This is a genomic window from uncultured Anaerococcus sp. (assembly GCF_963512375.1).
In the GTDB taxonomy this organism is placed as follows: Bacteria; Bacillota; Clostridia; order Tissierellales; family Peptoniphilaceae; genus Anaerococcus.
In genome coordinates this window covers 106,481-128,889 of sequence record NZ_CAUPMI010000003.1, presented here as the reverse complement: position 1 = coordinate 128,889, position 22,409 = coordinate 106,481, and the positions used below count along the sequence as shown (strand labels likewise).

The following is a 22,409-nucleotide window of genomic DNA, read 5'->3' as shown; positions in this document are numbered from 1 at the left end:
GGAGGAATCCCACAAACAAGGGATCAATATAGGAGTAACCCATATAAAATTCTCTAATTTACGGGATTCCTCGTCGAATCCTATCGGATTCTCTGTCGGAATGACATATTAGTATATTTTTTATTATAATTAGAAGGCCCCGGCCTTCTTTTTTGTATTAGCAGAAAAAAGTGGGTATAAATATAAAAAGAAAGAAAGGAATGGATTATGGCAAGAAATTTATCTATTAAACAAAAACGAATTTATTTGGGATTTTTAATTGGTATGTGGATTTTTATTATGGCATCGGTTTATACCATGAAAGTCTATAATACCTGGTATTTCTTTTTTATTTTCTTAATCTGGTCCTTAATTTTTCAAATCTACCAAAAATATATTGGCATTAGAGTTGATAAAAAAATAGGAACATATTTGGGAGACCTTCCCAAAAAAGATACTTACAAGTATTACATAGCGACATTTTTAAATGCGCTAGCTATAAGTTTAGCTATAGGCCTTGACATTAGATTTATATATCTAGTAGGTCTAGCATCAGCAATTTTATTTTATGAATCATACAAGATGATAGAAAGTGAGTGCTAAAAAGTAGGTGATTTTAAGGCTGCCTACATTTTAGATTAAGGGGGAGATTGGGTATAAATATAAAAAGGAAGAAAGGAATTGATTATGGCTAGAAATTTATCTATTAAGCAAAAAAATACTTATTTGGGCCTTGTGACTATCATGTATATCTTGATGGTCGGTGTAGTTTATGAAGTAAGGGTCTATGATACTTGGTACCTATTTGTAGCCACCCTAGTTTGGTCAGTTATAGCTTTATTTTACCAAAAAAGCCTAGGGATCAAATTTAATAATGAAGCAAGTTATTATTTAGAAAGCATTGATAAAAAATATAAGTATCTATTTTATGGGTCATTTCCCCTCACGGGCCTTGCTATCTCATTTTCTGCAAGCTTGAGCACTAAATTTTTAGTCTTATTTGTAATAGCTGCGTCCTACCAGCTTTATATGACCAAAAAGATGCTTGATTATGCATACTAAAAAGTAGGTGATTTTAATCTCACCTACTTTTTAAATTACTTATTTTGCTGAAAGAGTGAATTCTTCAACCTTTTCGTAGTTTCCATCTGTTTCTTTGCCAGATTCTTGATTTCTTTTTGATCTTGATAGACTAAAGTTTATTTCCCTACCATCTTTTATCTCATCTAGGCTTAGGTCTGAAAAATCTTTATTATAGATGAAGGTAAATACTCCATCAGAAACTGTCCTTAGGTCAAGGGAGATTTTCTTACCGTCCTTGTCGAATCCTTCAAGTTCGTAAACATAAGCTGGATCAAGACCTTCAATTATAGCGGTCATGGTGATTGGGTTTAGCTTCATTAGTCTTATATTAGCTCCGTTTTCAAGCTTGTAATCCTTGGCTAAGACTTTATTTTCCTTATTAACTATATTTGAGCTTGCTTTGATTGATACAACCTCGCTAGCTGTTCCGTTTGATATATATAGGTCAATATCAGCCTGGTCTAATTCAGGAAAAACCTTATCAAAGTCGGTCATTGACTCTGATACAAAGGCCTTGCCGTCATCTGACATGCCAGTTGATCCACTTAAACCCCAAGCCTTGTAAGTCTCGCCGTTTATAACAACTTTGTAGATACTTGCTGTTTCATTTGATTCTTCTATGCTTTTTCCTTTTGGATCCATAAGAATAGTTGAGTAAATCTTGTTATCTTCGATTACAAGATTTTCAAGAACGATAGATTGATCACCTATTTCTATTGGCTTATGAAGTTCTGTCACATATTTATAGGACTCAGGGCTTGCCCCGATTGTTTCCATCATGGTGACTTTTATGTCTGTGAAGGCCTTGGAAACTTCTGCCCTTACTGGAGGAATTGTAAGTCCTGCCGCAAGAAGTAAGGCTGCAGCCACTGCTATATATTTTTTCTTTGAATTTTTCTTATAAGATTTAGCCATTTTATATAAAGACTCCTTTTCTATATCATTTAATTTATATTCTTCGCTTTCAAATTCTAAATTATTAATTTCATCATAAACATTTTTCATTTTGAATCTCCTTCCTTATTTTTTTCTTACCTCTTGAAACCCTGTTGTAGAGGGTAGCCTTTGATATGTCATAGATTTTAGCCACTTCGTCATAGGAGTAGCCCTCTATAAATAATTTCCTAAAAATTTCTCGGTCCCTTTCGTCAAGGACCTTTAGAATTTCATCTGTATTATCTAGGTAAATCTCATTATCATCTTCTATATAGTTTGCAACTTCATCGAAGTCTACACTTTTGTGCCTGATTTCTTTTCTAAGGGCATCTATGGCTTTGTATCTTGCCACACCTGCGCACCAATTCTTAAAGGATGACCTTGCTGGGTCAAAGGATTCAATATTATCCCGGACTGCAAGGACTGCTTCGTTTAAGACTTCCATCCTTAGATTGTCATTAAAGGTCAAAACCTTGTAGATAGATGCTTTCATTACTGGGCCGTAGGTGTCGATGAAGATTCTAAGGTACTTTTCGTTTTTATTTTTAATTCCCTTTATTATTTTTAAATCATCCATCATTGCCTCCTTCACCTATATATTCGTAGCAACCGTCTATTTTCTATCATGCTTATCAAAAAAACTTTTGTTTATTTATTCTACCTGCCTTATAATTTTATGCATTTAAGCAAAAATTTAGGGTTTTATTAAATATTTATAAAAATCGCTTTAACTGATTATTTCAAAGCCTTGCACAAAATGTAAATCTTTACTATAATATTAGCATAATACATATAAAGGAGACAATATGAACAAAAGTAAAACGTTAGCATTATTGTTATCACTATCTATGCTCTTTTCTGCTTGTGGATCTAACACAGCTGATAAGAAGGCAGGAGATAATCAAGATACTAAGGTAGAAGAGAGTGCAGGTAAGGAAACTGGCGAAGGTACTGCAGCAGGTATGAATGGAGACCTAAAGGCTGTTGTTACATTCGATGGAGATAAGATTGCAAAAATTGACCTTACTCACGAAGAGACAGAAGGTCTTGGAGATAAGGCAGCTGACAAGCTTGTTGAAGAAATCGTAGCTAATAACTCAGTAAATGTAGACACAGTTTCTGGTGCTACAGTTACATCTACTGCCCTTATAGAAGCTGTTAAGGCTGCTATAGAAGCAAGCGGCAGGGATGTTAAAAACTACGAAGGCGAAGTAGAAAAGGCCAAGGGCGAAACTACAGAAAAAGATGTAGACGTAGTAGTAGTCGGTGGTGGTGGTGCAGGTTTTGCTGCAGCAGTATCTGCTAAGGAAGCAGGAGCAAATGTAGTCCTACTTGAAAAACTATCAGCAGTTGGTGGAAATACCCTAATTTCTGGTGGTGAATACGCAGCTCCAGCCAATGAACTTCAAGAAAAAGAAGGCATCGAAGATAGTAAGGAAAAATTTGCAGAAGACGTAGAAAAAGCTGGTGGTAACCCAGAACTAATCAAGGTCCTAGCAGATAAGGCTACAGAAGATGCTTACTGGTTAAGAGATGACATAGGAGTTAAGTGGTTAGATTCACTAATGTTCTTTGGTGGTCACTCAGTAAAAAGATCTCTAATACCAGCAGCCCATACAGGTAACGAGCTAATCAAAAATTATACAAAAAAATGCCAAGAGCTTGGCATAGAAGTAATTACAGAAGCAGACGTAAAAGAAATCCTAGCTAAAGACGGCAAGGTTTGCGGAGTTAAGGCTGAGACAAAAGATGGCGAACTTGTAGTAAATGCTAAGTCAGTAGTTCTTGCAAGTGGTGGTTTCGGTGCAAATGCCGAAATGTGCTATGAAAATGACAAGGAAGTTGACGAACACGTCCTATCAACAAACTCACCAGGAGCAACAGGTGATGGTATCACTATGGCAGAAAAACTTGGTGCAGATACAGTAGATATGGATAAGATCCAACTTTACCCAGTATGTGACGTAGAAACAGGTAAACTTCTATACTGCGGCGATACAAGACTTGTAGGTGGAGCCCTTCTAGTAAATAAAGAAGGTAAGAGATTTGTAGAAGAGCTAGGCACCAGAAGAGAAATCTCAATGGCAATCAAGGCTCAAACAGACTATGTAGGCTATGTTCTTTGGGATGAAACATCAAACGAAAAGACAGGCACCATGGCATCAAACCCAGAAGAAGCAAAATCACTCTTTGACAGAGGCCTAATGGTAAAAGCTGACACTCTAGAAGAATTAGCTGACCACTTTGGTATAGACAAAGAAGCCCTACTAGAAACAGTAAAAACCTTCAACGAAAACTCAGCCAAGGAAGAAGACCCAGACTTCAACCTAAGAATGCTAGGCTGGCAAGTAAAGGATGCGCCATTCTACATGATGAAGGCAGCTCCAGCAGTTCACCACACCATGGGTGGTCTAAAAATCAACACAGAAGCAAAAGTCCTAAATAAAGATGGCGAATGGATAGAAGGCCTATACGCAGCAGGCGAAGTAACAGGCGGCATTCACGGCGAAAACAGACTAGGCTCTGTAGCAATGACAGACATCACAGTATTTGGTAAGATAGCAGGCGAAAACGCAGCAGCAAATGCCAAAAACTAAGAAAATATCAAGAGAAGTCCCTCGGGGCTTCTTTTTTTGTCAAATCATTTAAGTCCAACTTGCAAAGATTGCAAAAAATTGTTTAACCCTGTGAGCTAATAGGTATATATAAGATAGGACTTAGAATAAAGTTGGAGGATATATGATAAATACAGAAGTTAGAAATAAAGTCGGTCTAATCTACCTAGATAGGCCTAAGGCCCTAAATGCCATAAATGGCCAGATGGTCGATGAAATATATGAAGCCCTAAAGAAATTTGAAGAAGATAAGGACATAAGGGCAATCCTCTTTGATTCTCATGCAGAAAAGGGCCTATCAGCAGGTGGAGACCTAAAAGAGATTTACTATAATTATCTTACAAATGATGAAGAAACTAAGAAGGAAGAATTTTTTAAAAAGGAATTTGACCTCAATAAATACATCATGGACTATCCAAAGCCAATCATAAGCCATTGGTTCGGCATAACCATGGGAGGCGGCATAGGCCTAACTATCCACTCTGACCTAATCATAGCAGATGAAACTACAAACTGGGCCATGCCAGAAACAAGCCTAGGCTTTGTGCCAGATGTATCCGTAGGTTACTATATATCAAGGCTTGACAGGGCCATTGGCCAATATGTCGGCCTAATAGGATCAAGGCTCTATCCAATAGACTTGGTAAAAAATGACCTTGCCCACATCTTAATAGACCCTAAAGATTATCAAGAGATTTTAGAAATAATAGTAAGTCTATCAGCAACAAGCGAAGATTTAATAGGGGATATAAAGAATGAAATTTCAAGCTTTTCCATAAAAGAAGGCCTAAGCCCAAATATAGAAAATGCGGCCAAGATAAAGGTCCACTTCGCTAAGGATTCTGTAGAAGAAATCGTAGCTAGCCTAAAAGAAGCTGATGATGATTTTGCAAGAGCTAGCCTAGAAGCCCTAGAATCAAGAGATCCCTTCATGGTCAAGGTCCAATTTGAAAAATATTTCCTAGGCAAAAAATTAACCCGCAAGGAGACAATCGACCTAGACCTAGATATAATCAGATACGGCCTAAAGACAGGAGCCATCAAAGAAGGCATCAGGGCCAAGCTAATAGATAAGGACAATAAGGTAATCTGGCCAGTATCAAGCCTTACTGATGTAGATGAGAGAGAAGTAAAAGATCTTCTTAGAATAAAATAAGCACCAAAAAAGCGAGGAATCAAATCCTCGCTTTTAAAATACTAAATTAAGCTTCTATAGAATTTTCCCATAGGCCGTGGATATTGCAGTAGCTTAGGGCGTAAACTTCGCCAGCTTTTTCTGTTTGGATGCTTACTTCTACTTCTGGAATTGAGAAGACTTCATCTTCACCATGAGCCTTAAATTCATAAGAACCAACTTCGATTGGGAATTTAGCTCCTTCAGCCTTGAAAAATACTTTAATCCATGCGATGTGGTGTTCAAGTGTATTTGGATGGGCAATTTCTTCACCTACAAATGCCTTGATGTGAAGTAGCTTGCCTTCTCTTTTAGCTTCTAGAAAAGGAACGTGTTTTTCAGCTTTCCAATCTGCAGTTTGAACTGTTTCAGTTAATTTCATATTATCCTCCATAAATTTACGTAATATCGTGTATTAAATATATACCCTTGCAGATAATTTGTAAACATATATTTATTATAAATTTACTTTAACAAATTAGTATATTGTAATTATCGTAATTAACAATTATAATAAGTATAGGAGGCAAGTATGGATAGGTTAAAAGAATTAAAGGAAGCGAAAGAAGCTGCAGAGCTTGTTATTGGCAAAATTGACCAAGCTATAAAAGAACTAAATTCTGCTTCAAACTGGGGTATCCTTGACCTTTTGGGAGGAGATTTTATTCCAAGTCTTATAAAAAGAACTAAGATAGGCAAGGCAAATGATATTTTAAATGAACTGCCAAAAAGTTTAGAAATCTTGAATAAAGAGCTTAGCGATGTAGATATTAGCCTGCCAGGAGGCGTGCCAGATAAGCTATCAGATGAGCTTTTTGATACGATTTTTGATAACATCTTCACCGATTTTAGAGTCCAAGGGGAGATAAAAGAAAATTTACTGGCTCTTAAAGAACTTAGGCATAGTGTAGGAGAAATATCCGATAAATTAGATGAGGAAATTGCTGAATTAGAAAGTTAGGAGTGAAAATGAAAGTACTAATAGTAGTAGATTTACAAAATGATTTTATAGATGGGGCACTCGGCAATGCTGGAAATGAAGCGATAGTTGATCCGATTGATAAGCTAGTAGAAAATTTTGATGGGGAAGTTATCTTTACAAGAGATACTCACGATGAGGATTACCTAGCTAGCCTTGAAGGCAAGCACCTTCCAGTAACCCACTGCATAAGGGGGACTAGCGGCTGGCAAGTAAGGATTGACACTAGGGGCAAAAAGATTATAGACAAGCCATCTTTTGGATCTTATGAGCTTGTAGAATATCTTAAAGATTTGAATGAAAAAGAAAAAATTGACCAGATTTATATGGTTGGAATTTGCACAGATATTTGTGTGATTTCCAACGCCCTAATGATTAAAAACGCCCTTTTAGATACAGAAGTCACAGTCATAGAAGACCTCTGCAAGGCCACAAGCGAAGCTGCCCACCAAACATCTCTAGAATCTATGAAGTCTTGTCAGGTCAATATCATAAAGGCTGCAGACTTTTAAATTAACTATAATAAATTTTGCTTTTGAAAATATTTTAAAAACCTTAGGCAGGAATTTACCTTGCCTTAGGTTTTTTTATTTATATGATTTTTAGATATTATAATTGGGTAATTTTATAAAAAGATGGTTTTGAACAGATTTATTAGCTATGCATCTTGTGATTTAGTAAAATTAAGGAGGAAAAGATGGGATTTAGAGATGATTTTTTGTGGGGAGGAGCAACAGCTGCCAACCAATGCGAGGGAGCTTATGATGTAGATGGAAGAGGACTTGCCAATGTGGACCTATGTCCTGTGGGAGAAGATAGGGTTGCAGTTATAACAGGTAGGAAGAAGATGTTTGATTTTGATGATGACCACTTCTATCCTGCCAAGGAATCTATCGATATGTACCACAGATATAAGGAAGATATAGCCCTTTTTGCCGAAATGGGCTTTAAGGTCTACAGGTTTTCTATAGGATGGACAAGGATTTTCCCAAAGGGCGATGAGGAAAAGCCAAATGAAGCTGGCCTAAAATTCTACGAAGACCTCATAGATGAATGTCTAAAATACAAGATTGAGCCTCTAATTACCATAACCCACTTCGATTTTCCGATGCATTTAATCCACGAATACGGGGGCTGGAGAAATAGAAAAGTTGTCGATTTTTATCAAAATCTAGTAAGGGCAATCTTCACCAGATTTAAGGGCAAGGTCAAATATTACCTCACCTTCAACGAAATAAATGTAATCCTTGCCGCACCTTTTATGGGAGCAGGCCTTTATTTTGAAGAAGGAGAAGATATTGAAAAAACAATGTATCAAGCCATCCATCACGAATTTTTGGCAAGTGCCTATGCTACAAAAATTGCCCACGAAATTGATCCGGAAATAAAAGTCGGCTGCATGCTAAATTCAGGCACAATTTATCCAGCAACTTCTAATCCAGCTGACATCTTTGAAGCTCAAAAAACAGCCAGGGACAATTTCTTCTTTACAGATGTACAAGTAAGGGGCTATTATCCAACTTACAAAATTAAGGAGCTTGAAAGAAAGGGAATCTTGCCAGAAATAAGTGAAGAAGATAAGAAAATCTTAAGGGAGAATCCAGTAGATTTTGTTTCGATTTCTTATTACACAACAAAGACAGTAAGTGCTGACAAAGACATAAAACTATCAGAATCAAACCTTCAAGTAACAGTTGATAACCCATACCTAGAAAGAACCGAATGGGGCTGGCAAGTAGACCCACTAGGCTTTAGGACAACAATAAATGAAATCTATGACAGGTATCAAAAGCCAATATTTGTGGTAGAAAATGGCCTAGGGGCAGTGGATAAGGCAGATGAAAATGGCTATGTGGATGATGACTATAGGATAGATTTTTTAAGAGATCACATCAAGGCTATGAAAGATGCGGTAGAGCTTGATGGAGCAGATGTCATAGGTTACACAACTTGGGGGCCTATTGACTTAGTTTCTGCTTCAACAGGTGAGATGAGTAAGCGTTACGGCTTTATCTATGTAGACCGTGATGATTACGGCAAGGGCAGCCTAAAGAGAACAAAGAAAAAATCATTTGACTGGTACAAAAAGGTCATAAAATCAAATGGCGAGGACCTTGATTAATGTATTTAATATTTGACATAGGCGGTACCCACAGCAAGTACGCCCTGATGGATGGGAAGGCCGAAATATTAGAAAAGGGAAAATTTGACACAGTAAGGACAAATAGGGAAGACTTTGTAAAATCCCTAGAAAATATTGTAGAAAAATACAAGGACCAAATATCAGGCATAGGCCTATCCATGCCAGGATTTATAGATTCAGAAAAAGGTTTCATGGTAAATGGAGGCAGCCTTTTCTATATCAAAAATTGGCCAATAGTTGATGAATTAAGCAAGAGATTTGTCAAAAAAGTGACAGTAGAAAATGACGCCAGGTGCGCAGCCCTAGCTGAATATTGGCAAGGAAATCTCAAAGAATATAAAAACTCTGTTACCCTAGTCTTAGGAACAGGAATTGGTGGGGCAATCATGATAGATGGGAAAATCTATAGGGGGAGTGACCTAGTAGCAGGAGAATTTTCCTTTATCCTTACAAATATCATGGCAAGTAGAAAAGTGGAAAATTCCATGTGTGCCATAGCAAGCGTTCCCAAAATGGTAGAAAAAGTTGCAGAAAGGTTAAATTTAACAAAAGAAAAGGCGAATGGAGAATATGTATACTCCCTTGCAGAAAATGGCGATGAAATTGCCCTAGGAGAAATAAGGTCTTACCTATCGATAATAGCCTTTTTGATCTATAACCTAAACCTAGTCCTAAACCCAGAAATTTTTGCCATAGGCGGGGGCATAAGCAGGCAAGAATTGACCCACAAAATCTTAAAAGAAGAGCTAGAAAAAATCTACGACTCAATGGGACTTGACCTAAAGATTCCAAAAGTAACCAACTGCAAATTTTTCAACGACGCAAACCTCATAGGAGCCCTTTATAAGCATATAAAAAATTAAAAACAAAAACAGAGTTAGGCCTTGGCTTAGCTCTATTTTTATGTCACAGGATTTGCTTATATATTAAAATAAATTTAAAGGGGGATATTAAAAGAAAGTTAATGGGGGATATTAAAGCAAACTTTAAGGATAATATACAAGTATTAATAATACAAGAGTGAATAAGACTACCCTTCAAATCCACTTCAATACCTATTAAATTAAATCGGGACATTTTAAGATAATTTGATATATATAAGCATGGAGAATATTATATAATAAAGCTAAGAAATCGTAAACAGAGGAGAAATTATGACTGAAAACTTAACAGTTACTGGCAATATTAACTTAGATTGGGAAATTGACATAATCCAGAAATCCAATTTTATATGCCAATAAATTAAGAGGCGTTTATATGCCTGACAAAATGGGGATCTCATCATCCCAATGACAATAATTAGGAGATTTGAATGCGTCCTTGAGCCGACTAAGGCTGAAATTTTTAAAGACTACAAGGAAGAGTAGCAATAAAAATGCAATCTTTAGTTAGTTTTTTGGTCTAACTTTTGGGGGTCAGTATATTTTCGGGTTGCCTTTATTTTTTGCTTAGTTTAATCCAGTAAATTATATATTTGAAAGGAGCCAATCTTATGTGCTATAATGAAAGTGATAATTGATATCATGCGATAAAAGAAGGCCTTTAACTGTTACTTTATACATACTATATTGATAGGTCATTTGGGCTTCTTCTTGATTTTTTTGGGAGATATGACCTTATATTATGATTTTATTGATTATGATGACAAGTTCTATTTACACCCATATTTCTTTTGGCACTCACTCCGCTTACTGTGAGCTTGCCAAAGGGAGTCCACATGATTATTTTCGGTGGCTGGTTCAACTTAATATATTTTGTTTACTACTTATCTTTATTGATAAACTATACAAATATGAATTTATAAGCTTATAAGTCAGGGATTAAATTTATTATTTACAGGAGAAAATTTATGAAAAAATTAAATTTTATTGACAACAAGAAAACAAAAGCTGACTACAAAAACTGGGTTCCTGAAAGCTTGTTAAGGAATTTAATACTTGCAAGCTTTGTGGCTTTTATCCTGTTTATAGCCCTGGGTGTCAGTGATTTTGTATTTAGAGGAAGAACTCGTCTTATCTTTGCGATTATTCTTGGATATGCAACGCTGAAACTTACTTTTTTTGCAATTTGGATGAGATTACTATATAGGGCTTTTGATTACAATGGAAAAAGGAAGCTTGCCAAAATAATTATAGAAAAGACTGCAGCTTATGTAAAAATTCCTGATGGTGGACTTGGACTTGACGTAGGATGTGGTAGTGGAGCTCTTACTATAGCTTGTGCAAAGAGAAATCCAAAAGCGACTATGGTGGGCTGTGACATATGGAAGGGTTCATATAAAAGTGAATTTTCTAAAGAACTCTGTAAAAATAATGCAAAATTAGAGGGAGTAGAAAATGTGAGATTTGAAGAAGGAAATGCCGTAGATCTTCCTTTTGAAGATGAAAGTTTTGATCTAGTAACAAGCAATTATGTTTATCACAATATAAGTGGGAAAAACAAACAAAAACTTTTACTGGAAACATTTCGTGTGCTTAAAAAAGGTGGAGTTTTTGTGATTCATGATCTTATGAGCAAGTCAAGATACGGAGATATGAATAAATTTATCGAGAAGCTTAAAAAAGATGGCTACGAGGATGTGCAATTAATTGATACAACAAAGGGGCTTTTTATGGGTCACAAAGAAGCCTTATTCTTAGGACTTTACGGCTCAACTCTTCTTATTGGGAGAAAATAAAATTGTATATAAATTACTATAAAAATTTTAGAAAGTTGATGGTGTGTGCTAGATGAAATACAAAGCTTTTTATTTCTTATTATTTAAAGGTCCAATGAAGAAAGTTCTTATAGAAAAGTATGATAAAGCATATGCTTTAGAAATTATTAGAAAGAGCAAAAAAATTTATCGAAAAATAGTAGAAGAAGCAGATGATATCGGCGATGATAATCCCATGGCATACAATGAGATGTTCGCCCTTGCCTTTGTTGCCCCCTACCTAGCAAGTGAGAAAAAAATTCCACCAGAAACCATTCAAGAGATGATGCGCAGAACTCTTTATTCTTTTAGCTGGTATTTTTCCTTAGTCAACCTCAATACTAAGATAGGAAAACAGATCAATAAGAAAAATATTCTTAAGTATTACAAGTGGTATACAGAGGAAAAAGAAAAGCTCTATCCAACGTCCTTTAAGGTTGATTTTGTGGGGGAACCCTATGAGGGTGCTTGTTATTACAGGATTACTCGTTGTCCCATTTGTGCTTACACAAAGAAGCTGGGTGTCGATGAATTAATGCCCCTATTTTGTGAGCTTGATGAGCTTATGATAAGGCTTGAGCATGGAGTACTTCACAGAAAAGGGACCATAGCAAATGGAGCAGATTGTTGTGATTATTTTATTACAGGCGATAGAGAATAAAGTTCAGTTACAAAAATAAGTATCGGTAAAAACTTATAAATGATTATTAATGGATGTGTGAAATGAGTTTGACTTATAAAATTGCATCAGAAATAGTAAGACTTCTTGGGGTCAAAAAAATGTTTTTAAAGAACAAGGATCAGATGCTTGAGTATGCAAAGAGAGAAAACGCAAAGGCGGTATTTGATTTAGATAAGGCAAGGAAGAGAGCCGAGAGAAAAAATTACTATCTCCTTGTAAAAGACGTAATGGGTTACAGGCTCCTTTCATATCAAAAAAATAAGAGCCCTGCAGAAGGAGCTGTACTATATTTCTTCGGCGGAGGAATGATTACACCACCGGACAAATTGGATTTTTCTTTGGCGGAAAGGATAATGGAACAAACAGGCAAAGACCTTTGGTTTTTATTTTATCCCCTTTGTTCAGAAGATGTAATGATAGATAAGACCTATGAAGTTTGCTTTGAAACCTATAGGCTAATGACCCAAACTTATAAGGCAGAAAACATAAGTGTCCTCGGATTTTCATCGGGAGCTTGCCTAGCTCTTGGAATTTTTTTGCATAATAACGCATTAGGCAGACCTTTACCAATGGCTGGGAAAATAATTTCAGTATCTCCTGGTGGACTTCCAGATGTAAGTCTTGAGGAAAATAAAGAAGTATGGGAAAAGATGAATGCCCTTAACCAGAAAGACATAATGATTGACCCTACTTATTTTAAAACTGCAAGAGAAATCGTAAAGGGAGATGAAGACTTAGCTGAATATATGTTAGATGGAACAAAGGGAGATTTTTCAGACTTTCCAAAAACTTACTTTTATTACGGAGGAAATGAATGTCTTTATGCCTTTGCTGACGAGTTTAAAAAATCGATGGAAAAATACAAGGCTCCATATAAAATCATTGTGGGTGAAGGAATGTGCCACTGCTATCCTTTGTTAAGATTTTTTATAGAGGGTAGACAGGCCCAGGATGAAATTATTGATTTACTAAAGTCTTAATATAAATAAGGGTATATGAAAAGTTTAAAAGAGGGTCTTTTTAGAAAACAAATAAGGAGAATGTTATGGATATAACAAGAGCAATATTAGATGGAATTGCAATGGCTGCTATCTTTAACGGTTCAGTGGCAGCTTTTGTACTGATTAACCCAAGATTTTTCTTCGATTCTTATCCAAAAGAAATACAAAATTCGGCACAAGTAAAGATGACAAAGGAAGAAAAAAGAATAAATTTAATACTTACGTATATAATTTCAATTATATGTTTGATATATGGAGTGGCCTCTCTTTTACATACGGGAATAAGAGGACTTAGAGATCTTTTCTGGATGAGTTATATTCAGTGGATAATATTAAACTTTGGAGATTTTCTTTTGTTGGATATACTTTTATTCCAAGGAAAGTACAAGGATAGGATAGTCATACCAGGCACAGAAGGGCACGAGGAGTACAAATTTGGAAATTGGATGAAACATTTGGCCATAAAGGAACATTTTATCTTGATGCCATTATTAATTCCAATAGTAGCCATAATCCAAGCCTGGCTAGTGGTGTTACTTGGATTATAAAATAAATTTGATTAAGAAATCTCGAGGAGAAAAATTTGGAAATTAGAAAAATATCAAAATCAGATTTAGAAGAATTAGCAAAGTTAATGGTAGATGTCTATAATGGTCCACCTTGGAATGATAAATGGACAGTAGAAACAGCCCTGGAATCCTTAACCGATATTTCAGATTTTCCTAAGTTTTTTGGCAATCTAATTGTCGATGGAAATAAAATAATTGGTGCAATAATTGGTCATATAAGAAGATATGCGACTGAATCAACTTTTTATATTGATGAGTTTTTTATTTCTGAAAAATATAGGGGGACAGGTCTTGCAAAAAATCTCTACCAAAAGACTATAAAACAACTTCACCAAAGAGGCATAAGCGGTGCATTTTTTACAAGTCTAAAAAACTCTCGAGCCTATAATTTTTATGTAAAACAAGGCGCTTGGGATTTGAAAGATTCAGCATGCTTCTACCATAAATTTTTCTAAAGCTAATTTAAAAAATATAAGATGTTTGGAAGCAAGGATAAGCAGGGTCGAGAGCTGGCCTTTCACCTATATTCCATTAAGCAAGCCATCGAGGAGGGCTTTATCATTGATGTCCTCCAGTCATATGTGACCTATGAAACAATGAATATGGGAGGGGGAAGCCTAGGGGCTGATAATAAGAAAAAGCTTTCTGAAATAATTGATGATATAAATGCTAGGACTGGGTTGAATCTGGATGTGGATGAGGCTTCAAGAGCTGTTATCCAGATTAGGGACTTGATGATGAAATCTGATGACCTTAGAAAGTCTGCGAGAAATAATAGCGAGGATGACTTTAGATTTTCCTTTTATTCTAATGTAGAAGATGCCTTAATTGCAGGCTTTGATCAAAATAGGGATTTTTATAGCCTGCTTTTGGATAATAAGGATATACAAAAAGAGGTCTTAGGACTTTTTATACCAGGTCTTTATAAGAATTTGAGGCAGGATAATATTTAGGAGGACTTATGAAATTAGAAGTGTGTATTGATTCTTATGATTCTATGATTTCGGCTGTAGTGGCTGGGGCTGATAGGGTTGAGATTTGTTCAGCTCTTGACCTTGATGGACTTACTCCGTCTGTGGGCCTTGTGAGGCTTTGTGAAGAATTTGATATTGAAAAATATGTGATGATTAGGCCTCGTCCTGGGCATTTTACCTATGATGGGCTAGAAATTGCCCAGATGAAGGAGGAGATTATGGCCTTTAAGGATATGAAAATCCATGGCTTTGTCTTTGGGGTCCTTGATGCTGATGGGCGAATTGATATAGAAACTATGAAGGAACTTACCTATCTCGCCTATCCAAAGTCTGTGGCTTTTCACAGGGCCTTTGATTATTCAATTGGTGGGGAAAATCAGGTTGAAGGCTTGATTAAGATGGGAGTTGAGAGAATTCTTACATCTGGCAAGAAGGCCAAGGCTGTTGATGGACTTGATTTAATTAGAGATTTGCAAGAAAAATACGGCCATAAAATCGAAATCATGGCAGGTTCTGGAATAAATTCTTCAAATATCAAGGAGATTTACGAAAAAACTGGGATTGAGTCTTTCCATATGTCAGCCAGATCCTATTACCAAACTGAAATTGATTATGATAATTTTGGAGGGGATTTTTCTGATTATTCCTATGCAAGTGGCATAGATATTGAGATGGCTAGGGAAGTTCTCGATTCTCTTTAAAATATTTTTTCCTTTTTGTGACCTAGGTCATAGTAAGTTTTTCTATTTTTGATAAAATTATTATAGAAACGATGAGTAGAATAGATTGAAAGGAAAAATAATGATTAAAGATAGTAAGATTATATTAATTGGTGATGGAGCTGTTGGTTCATCTTTTGCTTATGCTGCTACCCTTTGGGGCATCGGCAGAGAGCTTGGAATTATAGATATCAACGAGAATAAGGCTGAGGGCGATGCTATGGACTTATCTGATGTTTTAAGTTTTGCAAGACCTAAGAAGATTTATAAGGCTGACTATAGCGATTGTGCTGATGCTGAGCTTGTTGTAATAACAGCAGGTGCCCCACAAAAACCAGGCGAAACCCGTCTAGACCTTGTGGATAAGAATTTGAAGATTTTTAAGGATATGATTGGCAAGATTAAGGATTCAGGTTTTGAAGGAATCTACCTAGTAGCTGCCAACCCTGTTGATATCCTAACTTACGCTACCTGGAAATATTCAGGAGCAGACTGCAACAAGGTTATAGGATCTGGTACAAGCCTTGATACATCTAGGTTTAAGAAGGAAATAGCCAAGCTTGTTGGTATCGACCCAAGAAGTGTGGATACCTATATCCTAGGAGAGCATGGAGATACAGAATTCCCTGTTTGGAGCCATACCAATATAGGTGGCCTTCCTCTATACGAATGGGTGTCTAAGCATTCCCAAGTCGATGAGATGGAGCTATTAGCTACTTTCGATAAGGTTAAAAATGCAGCCTATGAAATTATTAATAAGAAGGGTGCAACCTTCTACGGTATAGGAGCAGCCCTAGCCCGCCTAGCCCAAGCTATAATCAACGATGAGAAGGCAGTTTACTCAACATCATCCTATCTTGATGGCGAATATGGCCAAAGGGATATCTATATAGGAGTGCCAACAGTAATCGGCAAGGATGGGGCAAAATGGGTAATCGACGTGCCTTTAACAGATACAGAGCAAGAAAGAATGGACAAGTCTGCCGCTACCCTAAGAAAGGTAATGGAGGATGCAGGCCTATACGATTAATAGGCTCGCTAGTATTTGAAAATAGCCATAGTCAAGCTATAATTGGCAAATCCCACAAATACATTTAACTAAATATTAACTATTATTACACTATTAACCCTAGCTCGGCTAGGGTTTTTTATATTTTTTTTTATAAAATCTAATTTTTTTAAAATATTTTTTTCTTGGTCTTTTGGCTTGAATTAGGACTTTTTTTCAATAATAGATAAATGTTTTTATTTTATTAATTATAAATCATATTATTTCAAAACTTGAATATTATAATGGCGGGTGTATTATATAGCCAGGACATGAAAATTATATTTCAAGATATATAAGTTAAGACCTATAATTTCTTAAAAGATGAATTTAAAATATTTATAATATTAACTTCTTAATAAAGTGCAAATAATATATTATGAATCATAACTTATTAAATGCCTTTTATTAATAGGAATATTTATAAAAGCCAATCTTAAGAAATTTTAGGTCTTAGCTTGTGACTAAATTATTTAGTCCGATTTTAGAAAGGAAGTTAGAAATGAAAAAAATATCTAAATTTATTTCCTATCATCCAAGATTAGTTTTACTTATTATGACCTTATTGCTCATTCCTTCTTGGATAGGATATAAGGCTACTGGTGTCAATTATGATATCTTATCATATTTGCCAGCTGATCTAGAGTCTACCCAGGGCCAGGAAATCTTGGATAAGGATTTTAAAAATGCTGCTACGGGCATGCTCATCCTTAAGGGGAGCGACCACGATGCGGATGTGCTTAAAAATGAAATCCTTAAGATTGATGGAGTGGAGGATGTAATTTCCAAGTCGTCTATACTTGGCGATACGGTTCCGAATGAATTTTTGCCAGATGAAATTAGGGATGCCTTTTATGCGGAGGATTCAACTCTGCTTATGGTTAAATTTTCTGAATCATCTTCATCTATAAAGACTATGGAGGCTATTGATGCCATCAAGGCTCTTGAGTCTAAGGAAAAATACCTAAGCGGGATTTCTTCTTTGGTTAAGGATACCAAGGATTTGATTGATAAGGAAACTCCAATCTATGTGGCTTTGGCTGTTGCCCTTGCCCTTGTGGTCTTATCCTTTGCCAACGAATCAACTATTATCCCATTTTTGTTTATGCTAAATATTGGCTATGCGATTTTGTATAACTTTGGGACTAACTTTTTCCTTGGGGAAATTTCCTATATTACCAAGGCTATCGCAGCTGTTTTGCAGCTAGCTGTTACTACTGACTATTCGATTTTCCTCTATCACAGGTATGTAGAAAAGAAGAGGAAAAATGAAAGCAAAAACGAGGCTATGGCCAAGGCCATCGATTCAACCCTGGCTTCAATCTTTGCCTCATCCCTTACTACCTTTGCTGGATTTTTGGTCCTCTTACTTATGCAATTAGGCCTTGGAAAGGATATTGGCCTGGTAATGAGTAAGGGCGTGCTTTTGGGTTTGATTTCAACAGTGGTTGTCTTACCACCTATGATTTTGCTGGCAGAAAAACTTGTAAATAGGTTTAACCACAAGGTCTACCTACCTAGTTTTGAAAGAACAGCCAATTTTACAATTAAACATAGGAAGAAACTTTTTATAGTATTTTTGATTTTGTTTATACCAGCTATCTACGGGGCAAGAAATACTGACCTTTACTACAACCTAGATAGGTCCCTTCCTCAAGATTTGGACTCAATAGTTGCCCTAAATAAGATGAAAAAGGACTACAACATGGCCTCAAGCCACTTTATAGTAGTAAAAGATGACCTTTCAAAGACATCTATTAATTCCATGATCGAAGAAATTGAAAATGTGGATGGGGTTAACAATGTCCTTAGCATAAATTCTATGACTGGCCTAACCCTACCTAGCGAATATTTGCCAGATAAGCTTAAGAAGAATTTTGAGCAAGCTGGCTATCAGATGATAATGGTAAATTCCAAATATCAGACAGCCTCAGATGAGGTAAATAAGCAAATTGCAGCTATAGATAAGATTGTAAAGGCCCATGATCCAGAGGGCAAGCTCACTGGTGAGGCAGTCCTTACCAAGGATTTGACAATATTATCAGACAGGGACTTTAAGATGGTAAATATCGTATCAATCGCAGTGGTATTTTTAATCATTGCCCTAGTCTTTAAGTCACTTGCAATTCCAATAGTTTTGATTGCTGCAATTGAGTTAGCTATTTTTATAAATATGGGAATCCCATTTTATTTTGGTCACACCATCCCATTTATCACATCGATAATTATAGGGGTAGTTCAATTAGGCTCAACAATTGACTATTCAATCTTGATGATGGATAGGTTCCTCTTTGAATATAAAAAGCACAGAGACCTAGAAAAGGCCCTCGACCTTTCAGTCAGGGAAACATCAAAATCAATTGTTACATCAGCCCTAGCCTTTTTTGCGGCGACAATCGGTGTTGGTATCTATTCGAAGATGGAGATTGTATCAACTATTTGTATTTTCTTGGCAAGGGGTGCTATAATTTCAATGCTTGTAATTATTATTTTCCTACCAGCAATAATTGGAATGACCCTTCCATTTATAGAAAAAACTACTAAAGGATTAAAGAAAGGAAATGAAAATGAATAAAAAATTTACAAAGGCCCTTGCAGTTTTAAGTGTAAGCGCAATCCTTGGAGGCAATATAGCTTACGCTGCTGAGCCTAAGGCTAGCAAAAACGAGACAGTTTATGTAAGCAAGGAAGCAGGGGAGATAAAAGATAAGACTGTTTCTGTTTGGATAAATAAGGATGAGAAGGCCAAGCTTAAGGATAAATCAGACCTTAAAGATATCAAAAATCTAGAGACTGATGAAAAAATCGAGGCCAAAGATGGCCAGATTGACATAGATAGTGATGCTAAAGATTTTTATTACCAAGGTAAGACTGACAAGGACTTGCCGGTGGATGTGGAAATAAAATACCAACTTGACGGCAAGGATATAACTTATAAGGACCTAGATGGCAAATCAGGTAAGCTAAAAATCACCATAAGTGCCCATAATAAAGTAAAATCCAGCCTTAAGTCAGGAAAAATTATCTATTCACCTTACCTAGTTGCAAGTGAGATGACCTTTGCTGATGACCAGGTTAAAAATATCAAGGCTGATTCTGCAAAAATTATTAAAGATGGCAAAAACCAGATAGTTACTGGCATCCTAACACCTGGAATGAGGGATAATTTCGATGGAATCCTTGATGGAGACAAGCTTGATAAGTTTAAAGATGAGATTGAAATTGAAATGGATGTTGAAAATTTCAAACCAAGCGAGGCCTATCTTGTAATTACCAATGAAATTTTCCAAGATGGCAAGACTTTATCATCCCTTGATGACCTAGACCAAGGGATAGGGGAATTAACAGCAAATGCAGGCAAACTAGTTGATGCATCAGCTAAGCTTAAGCAAGGATCAGCTAGCCTAAATCAAGGCCTAGGAGACCTTGCTGGCGGAGCTGATAAGCTAGCAAATGGTTCTCAAAGATTAAAGGCCGGCTTTGATCAGATGAATGGTGCCTTCGCAGGACTTCCAGAAAAGATTGGCCCAATGCAAGAAGCCATAAGTGCCCTAAATAATGGAGGGGCAAGGCTAAATGCAGGCCTTGGCCAATATACAGGAGGAGTTGCTGAGATAAATTCAAATATGACCGCCCTCTTAGAAGGGGCTGATGGCCTAAATCAAGGGGCCAATGACCTAGATACTGGAATTAACGAGCTTAGCCAGGGCCTTGTAAGTATGAAAGAAAAAATATCTGAGGGATCTGATGGAAATGATTTGGCAGAATTTGCTAAGGGCATCAAGACCCTAAAGGCAGGAATCGATGACTTTAGCCAAAAAATAAATCCTATGGCTGAGTCCTTAAATAAGCTAAGTGCTGGCTTAGAAGAGGCGAGCAAGTCCCAAGCTAGTCTTGCAGGAGGTCTTGAAAAACTAAATGAGGCAAGCCAAAATACCCCATCTAGCCAAGGGGCAATAGCAGGCATAAATGAAAAGGCGGCAGCCCTTGAAAATCAAATAGCAAGCCTAGAAGGGAAAAACCTTGACGGATCATTGACAGGAGAGATAGAAAGCCTAAGGGCCATCCAAAATGGACTTTATAAGGATGCTGCAAATCTTTCAGCCAATGCAAAGGTAAATGCCGGTATAATAGATGGTTTAAATCAATTAAGCGCATCATCTAACGACCTTACAGGAGGTCTAAATAAATTAAATCAAGGCTTAGCAGAAATGGCTAGTCAAGTAAATGATTCTAAAGAAGAGTTAAACCAAGCATCAGATGCCCTAGGAGCAGGACTTGCCAAGCTTGACCAAGGCTTAGAAAAAAGCGACTTGATGAAATTAGCTAAGGCCTTCGACCAACTAGACCAGGGACTTTCTAAATTAAAGGCAGGTTCTGAAAAATTAGCAGCAGGAACTAGCCAAAATAAAGAAGGTGTAGAAAAACTTGCCCAAGCCTTAAATCTCCTTGATTCAAAATCTGAAGACTTAAAGACAGGCTCAGAACAATTGGCAGGTGGCCTAAGCGAATTTAATGAAAGATCTAAGGCCCTAAAAGACCTAACATCTATAAATGACAAGGCCTTAAATCCAATGGCCCAAGGCCTAAATGAATTAAATAAAGGAATCTTAGATCTAAGAACAGGAGCACTAAAATTAAAAGAAGGATCTGACACCTATAATGCCAAATACGAGGAATTTGACTCAGGCCTTAGAAGATATAAGGAAGAAGGCATCGATAAATTGTCAGCAAAGACTGGTGATTTAGACAAGGCCAAAGAAGTCCTAGACCAAATGTCAGACCTTGCTAGGAAAAATAATTCAATCTCAGGCACAAGTGATGAATTTGAAACCAGGTCAAGGATTATAGAAAAGATTAGATAAGAAAATTAATATTGAAAAATAGGGGATTTGTTATATAATAATATCAAGAGAAGCCACCTCTTACAAAGCAAAGTATTGATGTCGTGAGTAGACTCACCAAAAAAGACCCCGGGTATGGACCGGGGTCTTTTTAATTAGTCGTTCATAGAATCTAAAATCTTGCTTGCTAGAAGCAGGATTAGACCTACAAACAACGGAAAATAAAAATTTTCCCAAAGTATTGAGGTCATTATAGACTTCACCTCCCTCCACCTAAATAGTATAGGATGTTAGGCAAGTTTATTATATCACATCTTGATAAAAGCATACAATAAGTAAGCTTGAAAAATAGGGGATTTGTTATATAATAATATCAAGAGAAGCCACCTCTTACAAAGCAGAGTAATTGAGTAACACAAACTCACAAAAAAGACCCTAGCTGGTGACTAGGGTCTTTTTAATTATTTGTCCATAGAATCTAATATCTTGCTTGCTAAAAGCAGAATTAGGCCTACAAACAATGGAAAATAAAAATTTTCCCAAAGTAATTGAGTTAACATCAACTCACCTCCCTCCACCTAAATAATATATGGTGTTAGGCAAGCTTATTATATCATATATTGATAAAAGCATACAATAAGTAAGCTTGAAAAATGGGGGATTTGTTATATAATAAGATTAAGAGAAGCCACCTCTTACAAAGCAAAGTATAAGAGTAACACAAACTCACCAAAAAAGACACCAGTTGCTGCTGGTGTCTTTTTAATTATTTGTTTATAGAATCCCAATACTTGCTTACAAAAAGCAGGATTAGACCTACAAACAATGGAAAATAAAAATTTTCCCAAAGTATAAGAGTTAGCATTATAACTCACCTCCCTCCACCTAAATAATATATGGTGTTAGGCAAGTTTATTATATCATATATTAATAAAAGCATACAATAATAAGCTTGAAAAATAGGGGAT

The 22,409-nt window shown here is 36.3% G+C and carries 21 protein-coding genes; 18 read left to right on the top strand and 3 right to left on the bottom strand.

Annotated elements, in window-relative coordinates; genetic code table 11:
* The first annotated feature begins 207 nt into the window (after positions 1 to 207).
* Both RRB46_RS02610 and RRB46_RS02605 read left to right on the top strand, forming a co-directional pair.
* Positions 208 to 582 carry a hypothetical protein gene (locus RRB46_RS02610; RefSeq protein ID WP_311537369.1) on the top strand — a complete coding sequence of 125 codons (375 nt, stop codon included), beginning with the start codon at positions 208 to 210 and terminating at the stop codon, positions 580 to 582.
* 84 nt (positions 583 to 666) lie between these two features.
* Entirely contained in the window at positions 667 to 1,041 is a 375-nt protein-coding gene (locus RRB46_RS02605; RefSeq protein ID WP_311537368.1) for a hypothetical protein, read from the top strand.
* 39 nt (positions 1,042 to 1,080) lie between these two features.
* Here the strand turns inward: RRB46_RS02605 and RRB46_RS02600 are convergent, their stop codons facing one another.
* Positions 1,081 to 2,067, bottom strand: a complete 987-nt coding sequence (locus RRB46_RS02600) for a hypothetical protein (RefSeq protein ID WP_311537367.1) — start codon at positions 2,065 to 2,067, stop codon at positions 1,081 to 1,083.
* Entirely contained in the window at positions 2,051 to 2,575 is a 525-nt protein-coding gene (locus RRB46_RS02595) for a sigma-70 family RNA polymerase sigma factor (RefSeq protein WP_311537366.1), read from the bottom strand. Before RRB46_RS02595 ends, RRB46_RS02600 begins: the two co-directional genes overlap by 17 nt.
* Before the next feature lie 229 nt (positions 2,576 to 2,804).
* On the opposite strand from RRB46_RS02595, the gene RRB46_RS02590 reads away from it, so the two are divergent.
* The gene (locus RRB46_RS02590; protein ID WP_311537365.1) at positions 2,805 to 4,595 is read left to right on the top strand and encodes a flavocytochrome c; all 1,791 of its coding nucleotides are present in this window, start codon (positions 2,805 to 2,807) and stop codon (positions 4,593 to 4,595) included.
* Between the two features lie 142 nt (positions 4,596 to 4,737).
* Positions 4,738 to 5,769 carry an enoyl-CoA hydratase/isomerase family protein gene (locus RRB46_RS02585; RefSeq protein ID WP_311537364.1) on the top strand — a complete coding sequence of 344 codons (1,032 nt, stop codon included), beginning with the start codon at positions 4,738 to 4,740 and terminating at the stop codon, positions 5,767 to 5,769.
* 46 nt (positions 5,770 to 5,815) lie between these two features.
* On the opposite strand, the gene RRB46_RS02580 is transcribed toward RRB46_RS02585, so the two are convergent.
* A complete protein-coding gene (locus tag RRB46_RS02580; protein ID WP_296127522.1) occupies positions 5,816 to 6,169 on the bottom strand; it encodes a desulfoferrodoxin family protein in 354 nt (117 codons plus the stop codon).
* 150 nt (positions 6,170 to 6,319) lie between these two features.
* Between RRB46_RS02580 and RRB46_RS02575 the strand changes: the two genes are divergently transcribed.
* The 14 genes from RRB46_RS02575 (at position 6,320) to RRB46_RS02510 (ending at position 21,462) form a co-directional block, all read left to right on the top strand.
* The gene (locus RRB46_RS02575; RefSeq protein ID WP_311537363.1) at positions 6,320 to 6,748 is read left to right on the top strand and encodes a hypothetical protein; all 429 of its coding nucleotides are present in this window, start codon (positions 6,320 to 6,322) and stop codon (positions 6,746 to 6,748) included.
* 8 nt (positions 6,749 to 6,756) lie between these two features.
* Complete coding sequence (locus RRB46_RS02570) at positions 6,757 to 7,278, top strand: isochorismatase family cysteine hydrolase (RefSeq protein WP_311537362.1); 522 nt, start codon at positions 6,757 to 6,759, stop codon at positions 7,276 to 7,278.
* Positions 7,279 to 7,463: 185 nt separating this feature from the next.
* On the top strand, positions 7,464 to 8,888 hold the full coding sequence (locus tag RRB46_RS02565; RefSeq protein WP_311537361.1) for a 6-phospho-beta-glucosidase: 1,425 nt from the start codon (positions 7,464 to 7,466) through the stop codon (positions 8,886 to 8,888).
* Positions 8,888 to 9,772: an ROK family protein gene (locus RRB46_RS02560; RefSeq protein WP_311537360.1), complete on the top strand. Its 885-nt coding sequence runs from the start codon at positions 8,888 to 8,890 to the stop codon at positions 9,770 to 9,772. The genes RRB46_RS02565 and RRB46_RS02560 overlap by 1 nt, the downstream gene beginning before the upstream one ends.
* A gap of 986 nt (positions 9,773 to 10,758) precedes the next feature.
* Positions 10,759 to 11,586 (top strand): class I SAM-dependent methyltransferase, encoded by an 828-nt coding sequence (locus RRB46_RS02555; protein ID WP_311537359.1) that lies wholly within the window; start codon positions 10,759 to 10,761, stop codon positions 11,584 to 11,586.
* A 52-nt stretch (positions 11,587 to 11,638) separates the two neighbouring features.
* Positions 11,639 to 12,265 (top strand): L-2-amino-thiazoline-4-carboxylic acid hydrolase, encoded by a 627-nt coding sequence (locus tag RRB46_RS02550; RefSeq protein WP_311537358.1) that lies wholly within the window; start codon positions 11,639 to 11,641, stop codon positions 12,263 to 12,265.
* Positions 12,266 to 12,327: 62 nt separating this feature from the next.
* On the top strand, positions 12,328 to 13,266 hold the full coding sequence (locus RRB46_RS02545; RefSeq protein ID WP_311537357.1) for an alpha/beta hydrolase: 939 nt from the start codon (positions 12,328 to 12,330) through the stop codon (positions 13,264 to 13,266).
* Positions 13,267 to 13,331: 65 nt separating this feature from the next.
* Positions 13,332 to 13,835 carry a hypothetical protein gene (locus RRB46_RS02540; RefSeq protein ID WP_311537356.1) on the top strand — a complete coding sequence of 168 codons (504 nt, stop codon included), beginning with the start codon at positions 13,332 to 13,334 and terminating at the stop codon, positions 13,833 to 13,835.
* A gap of 35 nt (positions 13,836 to 13,870) precedes the next feature.
* A complete protein-coding gene (locus RRB46_RS02535; protein WP_311537355.1) occupies positions 13,871 to 14,311 on the top strand; it encodes a GNAT family N-acetyltransferase in 441 nt (146 codons plus the stop codon).
* A 21-nt stretch (positions 14,312 to 14,332) separates the two neighbouring features.
* Complete coding sequence (locus tag RRB46_RS02530) at positions 14,333 to 14,809, top strand: hypothetical protein (protein WP_311537354.1); 477 nt, start codon at positions 14,333 to 14,335, stop codon at positions 14,807 to 14,809.
* An 8-nt stretch (positions 14,810 to 14,817) separates the two neighbouring features.
* On the top strand, positions 14,818 to 15,531 hold the full coding sequence (locus tag RRB46_RS02525; protein ID WP_311537353.1) for a copper homeostasis protein CutC: 714 nt from the start codon (positions 14,818 to 14,820) through the stop codon (positions 15,529 to 15,531).
* A gap of 103 nt (positions 15,532 to 15,634) precedes the next feature.
* Entirely contained in the window at positions 15,635 to 16,579 is a 945-nt protein-coding gene (locus RRB46_RS02520; protein WP_399529818.1) for an L-lactate dehydrogenase, read from the top strand.
* Positions 16,580 to 17,099: 520 nt separating this feature from the next.
* On the top strand, positions 17,100 to 19,172 hold the full coding sequence (locus RRB46_RS02515; protein WP_311537351.1) for an MMPL family transporter: 2,073 nt from the start codon (positions 17,100 to 17,102) through the stop codon (positions 19,170 to 19,172).
* Complete coding sequence (locus tag RRB46_RS02510; RefSeq protein ID WP_311537350.1) at positions 19,165 to 21,462, top strand: hypothetical protein; 2,298 nt, start codon at positions 19,165 to 19,167, stop codon at positions 21,460 to 21,462. Before RRB46_RS02515 ends, RRB46_RS02510 begins: the two co-directional genes overlap by 8 nt.
* Positions 21,463 to 22,409: the final 947 nt, after the last annotated feature.

Bases quoted from the DNA above. Each gene is read 5' to 3' on its own strand.
- RRB46_RS02525 (WP_311537353.1), top strand. From the start codon at position 14,818: ATGAAATTAGAAGTGTGTATTGATTCTTATGATTCTATGATTTCGGCT.
- RRB46_RS02575 (WP_311537363.1), top strand. From the start codon at position 6,320: ATGGATAGGTTAAAAGAATTAAAGGAAGCGAAAGAAGCTGCAGAGCTT.
- RRB46_RS02510 (WP_311537350.1), top strand. From the start codon at position 19,165: ATGAATAAAAAATTTACAAAGGCCCTTGCAGTTTTAAGTGTAAGCGCA.
- RRB46_RS02595 (WP_311537366.1), bottom strand. From the start codon at position 2,575: ATGGATGATTTAAAAATAATAAAGGGAATTAAAAATAAAAACGAAAAG.
- RRB46_RS02560 (WP_311537360.1), top strand. From the start codon at position 8,888: ATGTATTTAATATTTGACATAGGCGGTACCCACAGCAAGTACGCCCTG.
- RRB46_RS02550 (WP_311537358.1), top strand. From the start codon at position 11,639: ATGAAATACAAAGCTTTTTATTTCTTATTATTTAAAGGTCCAATGAAG.
- RRB46_RS02610 (WP_311537369.1), top strand. From the start codon at position 208: ATGGCAAGAAATTTATCTATTAAACAAAAACGAATTTATTTGGGATTT.
- RRB46_RS02565 (WP_311537361.1), top strand. From the start codon at position 7,464: ATGGGATTTAGAGATGATTTTTTGTGGGGAGGAGCAACAGCTGCCAAC.
- RRB46_RS02605 (WP_311537368.1), top strand. From the start codon at position 667: ATGGCTAGAAATTTATCTATTAAGCAAAAAAATACTTATTTGGGCCTT.
- RRB46_RS02540 (WP_311537356.1), top strand. From the start codon at position 13,332: ATGGATATAACAAGAGCAATATTAGATGGAATTGCAATGGCTGCTATC.
- RRB46_RS02590 (WP_311537365.1), top strand. From the start codon at position 2,805: ATGAACAAAAGTAAAACGTTAGCATTATTGTTATCACTATCTATGCTC.
- RRB46_RS02580 (WP_296127522.1), bottom strand. From the start codon at position 6,169: ATGAAATTAACTGAAACAGTTCAAACTGCAGATTGGAAAGCTGAAAAA.
- RRB46_RS02555 (WP_311537359.1), top strand. From the start codon at position 10,759: ATGAAAAAATTAAATTTTATTGACAACAAGAAAACAAAAGCTGACTAC.
- RRB46_RS02600 (WP_311537367.1), bottom strand. From the start codon at position 2,067: ATGAAAAATGTTTATGATGAAATTAATAATTTAGAATTTGAAAGCGAA.
- RRB46_RS02515 (WP_311537351.1), top strand. From the start codon at position 17,100: ATGAAAAAAATATCTAAATTTATTTCCTATCATCCAAGATTAGTTTTA.
- RRB46_RS02530 (WP_311537354.1), top strand. From the start codon at position 14,333: ATGTTTGGAAGCAAGGATAAGCAGGGTCGAGAGCTGGCCTTTCACCTA.
- RRB46_RS02585 (WP_311537364.1), top strand. From the start codon at position 4,738: ATGATAAATACAGAAGTTAGAAATAAAGTCGGTCTAATCTACCTAGAT.
- RRB46_RS02570 (WP_311537362.1), top strand. From the start codon at position 6,757: ATGAAAGTACTAATAGTAGTAGATTTACAAAATGATTTTATAGATGGG.
- RRB46_RS02545 (WP_311537357.1), top strand. From the start codon at position 12,328: ATGAGTTTGACTTATAAAATTGCATCAGAAATAGTAAGACTTCTTGGG.